A 3,011-nucleotide genomic window follows, 5' to 3' on the forward strand; every position below is an offset into this window, starting at 1 on the left:
GGGCCAGAAAATCCGCGCCGCCGGGGCTGACTTCGGAATACTCACCGGTCTTGCTGGCGCCGTAGTAGCCCACAGCGCTTCCACTGACAAGCACCTGGGGGCCGGAATCGGCTGCGGTAACAGCCTCCACCAGGTTCCGGGTGGTGGCAACCCGGCTTTGCTGGATCAGGGTTTTGTGCTCATCGGTCCAGCGTTGCTCGGCAATGGGCTCCCCCGCCAGGTTGATCACCCCCTCGGCCGTGGCCACATGGGCTTGCCATGGACCGGGCTGGCGGGTATCAGCCTCCACCACCTGGGCTGTGGGCGAGAGGCGACGCGCCCGATCCGGATACCTGGTGGCAAGGATAAGCTCATGGCCGGCAGCTTCCAGAGCCGGGACCAGGGCATGGCCGATGAACCCTGTACAACCGGTGGTGAACAGTCGCATTGTCAGCAGGAGAGCGGGGTTCTTCCTGAACTCTAGAAGGAGTCGGCGGCCAACCGGCCCCCAGGGGCCAAGGGGAGGTGGGGAGGTAAAGAGACTTTCAGGAGTTGGAGCCTTCAGAGGCAGGTTTCCTGGACTGTCCTGCATCGGAGCGCTTTTTGCGCCAGCGCCCATCCTTGTTGCGTGCGCGAGGCTGTGCTCCTCCCTTGCTGGGGACATGCGGGATGCCTTTCCCGGCTGGTCGGTCAGCAATGATAGCAAACTAATGAAACTCTCTTTTCACTTTAACACATCTATACGTTCCTGTCACACAAGGATAGTCTCATGGCCAACGAGTTTCAAAGCCCCTTGCCTCAGCAACAAGGTTATCCCAGTCATTGGGAGGATATCCATATCTCAACATGTCCTGAAAGACGCGATAGGCATCGGATTTTGCGCCATAGGTCCGCTTGGTGGTCTCGTCATTGACCCAGGCCAGGACGATCACTCTGCTGTCCTGGTGGAAGCGGAAGAACAGCCTGTACTGCTGAAAAAACTTGGCGCGTCGCCAATGCCTGTGCTCTGGCCCCAGCGTTAAACCCTGCCGGAAGTCGGCATGGCCGGGATCCCTTGGGATCACCTCTCGTATGAGCTTGTTGATGGCCGCCAAGCGCTTGCTGGCGCTTTTCTTGCGATAGCCATCGGGATCCCCTTGTTGGCGAGATCTTGCCCGAAGGCGCTCCACCTCCCTGATCAAATCATCCTGCTGGCCAAGAAACAAGGGATGGGCGTACATGCTCCACCCATTGATCATCAGGGGGTGGCTCACAGGCTTGCGCGGTCTTCATCTTCTTCCCCATCGGTCTCAAGGGGAGCGTTCAGGTCCACATCAACAGCCCCCACCAGGTCCTCCAGGTGAGCCGCCAGATCCGTGGTCATGGGCTGTAGCCGCTCGGGGTGTGCAGAGACATGGTCATCCAGCATCTGCAGGAAGGGCGCCAGGGCCGGGTCCTCCCCCTGTTGCATGGCCTGAACCTGTTGTCCGGGAGCATCCTGAAACACTTGCCTTGACTCAGCCAAGGGCGCCTCAAGTTCGGACGGGGAAGCGTTGATTTTTCGTGGCGCTCTTAAGCCCTGCCAACCATAGAAGTGCTTTTTGCGCCAGCGCCCATCGTTGTTGCGTGCGCGAGGCTGTGCTCCTCCCTTGCTGGGGACATGGGGGACGCCTTCCCCGGCTCGTTGGTTTGCCATCACACAAGCCCAGGTGAGCCCTGAGCCTAGCAGCAGGCATGGGAGAGGCGGCGATGACCAAGGCGCAACAATGGGGCCTGAGGTTGGGATCAGTCCGTGGTCAGTGTGCTGCTGGACTGGCAGGGACGGGTGGCCGCTTCCCACTCCTGGCACACACGGGCCAGAAAATCCGCGCCGCCGGGGCTGACTTCGGAATACTCACCGGTCTTGCTGGCGCCGTAGTAGCCCACAGCGCTTCCACTGACAAGCACCTGGGGGCCGGAATCGGCTGCGGTAACGGCCTCCACCAGGTTCCGGGTGGTGGCAACCCGGCTTTGCTGGATCAGGGTTTTGTGCTCATCGGTCCAGCGTTGCTCGGCAATGGGCTCCCCCGCCAGGTTGATCACCCCCTTGGCCGTGGCCACGTGGGCTTGCCCTGGACCGGGCTGGCGGGTATCAGCCTCCACCACCTGGGCTGTGGGCGAGAGGCGACGCGCCCGATCCGGATGCCTGGTGGCAAGGATAAGCTCATGGCCGGCAGCTTCCAGAGCCGGGACCAGGGCATGGCCGATGAACCCTGTACAGCCGGTGGTGAACAGTCGCATTGTCAGCAGGAGAGCGGGGTTCTTCCTGAACTCTAGAAGGAGTCGGTGGCCAACCGGCCCCCAGGGGCCAAGGGGAGGTAGAATGAACTGACAATATGGCGGAATTGCTCCGATCACCCCATGGCGCCGACAGACTCTCCTTCTCCGGCAAGCAAAGCCCGGTCTCCCCTGAAGCTGAAGAAAGGCAGCCTGGTGAAGGTGGATCGTCATGCCTACATGGCGGATTCCAGCCGCGCCGCCAGTGATCCTGAACCGCCGGACTACATCTTCCTTGGCCCGGGCGAAGTGCTGCAAGTGAAGGAGGATGCGGCCTTGATCCGTTGGCGGTTGCCGGTCCCCGATGTGTGGCTCCCCGCAGATGTATTGCGTCCAGGCAATTCCCTATAAGTGAAGGTGGCGCCGCCTTTGCTGAAGGTCATGGCGCAACTGTCGGGCCAGATGCATCACCTCACGGCCATCCCGCAGATAGTCATCCACATAACCCATGGTATAGAAATCAAGCTGGGATAATCCTTCCTGGATATGGCGAAAACATCGGTAGAGATCGGTGGAGAGATCTGTAAGAACAGGTGGTGCATAACAACTTTGGTAAAGGACTTGAACAAGGTCAATCCGCCGTTGACTGTCTGAAATATAGCGACAGAAAACAATCATTCTCTCATCATCATAAAGATTGGCGGAAAGGGCGCGCAATTGCCCAGGAAACGGGGTAATAATTCTAGAAAGCTGGCGATTGGCAGGGTCAAACACCACACGGAGCCATTGATACGCTT

General features: G+C 59.8%; 5 protein-coding genes and 1 pseudogene. 1 reads left to right on the forward strand and 5 read right to left on the reverse strand.

The genetic code is table 11. The features are described 5' to 3' along the window. The 4 genes from BG35_RS0108260 to BG35_RS0108275 all read right to left on the reverse strand — a co-directional run. Positions 1-427: NAD-dependent epimerase/dehydratase family protein (locus tag BG35_RS0108260; RefSeq protein WP_025782453.1), on the reverse strand; the 427-nt coding region annotated here is incomplete at its 3' end. A 319-nt stretch (positions 428-746) separates the two neighbouring features. Next, the gene (locus tag BG35_RS0108265) at positions 747-1,199 is read right to left on the reverse strand and encodes a type II toxin-antitoxin system YhaV family toxin (protein WP_201768424.1); all 453 of its coding nucleotides are present in this window, start codon (positions 1,197-1,199) and stop codon (positions 747-749) included. A gap of 29 nt (positions 1,200-1,228) precedes the next feature. After that, positions 1,229-1,483, reverse strand: coding sequence for a type II toxin-antitoxin system PrlF family antitoxin (locus BG35_RS13155; protein ID WP_161632577.1), 255 nt, complete (start codon positions 1,481-1,483; stop codon positions 1,229-1,231). Between the two features lie 260 nt (positions 1,484-1,743). Continuing rightward, positions 1,744-2,238 carry an NAD-dependent epimerase/dehydratase family protein gene (locus BG35_RS0108275; protein WP_025782456.1) on the reverse strand — a complete coding sequence of 165 codons (495 nt, stop codon included), beginning with the start codon at positions 2,236-2,238 and terminating at the stop codon, positions 1,744-1,746. A gap of 120 nt (positions 2,239-2,358) precedes the next feature. On the opposite strand from BG35_RS0108275, the gene BG35_RS0108280 reads away from it, so the two are divergent. After that, the gene (locus tag BG35_RS0108280) at positions 2,359-2,625 is read left to right on the forward strand and encodes an NAD(P)H-quinone oxidoreductase subunit O (RefSeq protein WP_025782457.1); all 267 of its coding nucleotides are present in this window, start codon (positions 2,359-2,361) and stop codon (positions 2,623-2,625) included. Here the strand turns inward: BG35_RS0108280 and BG35_RS13160 are convergent. Beyond that, positions 2,620-3,011, reverse strand: a pseudogene (locus BG35_RS13160) (molecular chaperone DnaJ); the annotation flags it as partial. The gene BG35_RS0108280 and the pseudogene BG35_RS13160 sit on opposite strands and share 6 nt — an antisense overlap.

Source organism: Candidatus Synechococcus spongiarum SH4, assembly GCF_000586015.1.
Taxonomy (GTDB): domain Bacteria; phylum Cyanobacteriota; class Cyanobacteriia; order PCC-6307; family Cyanobiaceae; genus Synechococcus_B; species Synechococcus_B spongiarum_F.

Coding starts and splice junctions, on each gene's coding strand:
- BG35_RS0108280 (WP_025782457.1), top strand. CDS start 2,359: ATGGCGCCGACAGACTCTCCTTCTCCGGCAAGCAAAGCCCGGTCTCCC.
- BG35_RS0108265 (WP_201768424.1), bottom strand. CDS start 1,199: ATGTACGCCCATCCCTTGTTTCTTGGCCAGCAGGATGATTTGATCAGG.
- BG35_RS0108275 (WP_025782456.1), bottom strand. CDS start 2,238: ATGCGACTGTTCACCACCGGCTGTACAGGGTTCATCGGCCATGCCCTG.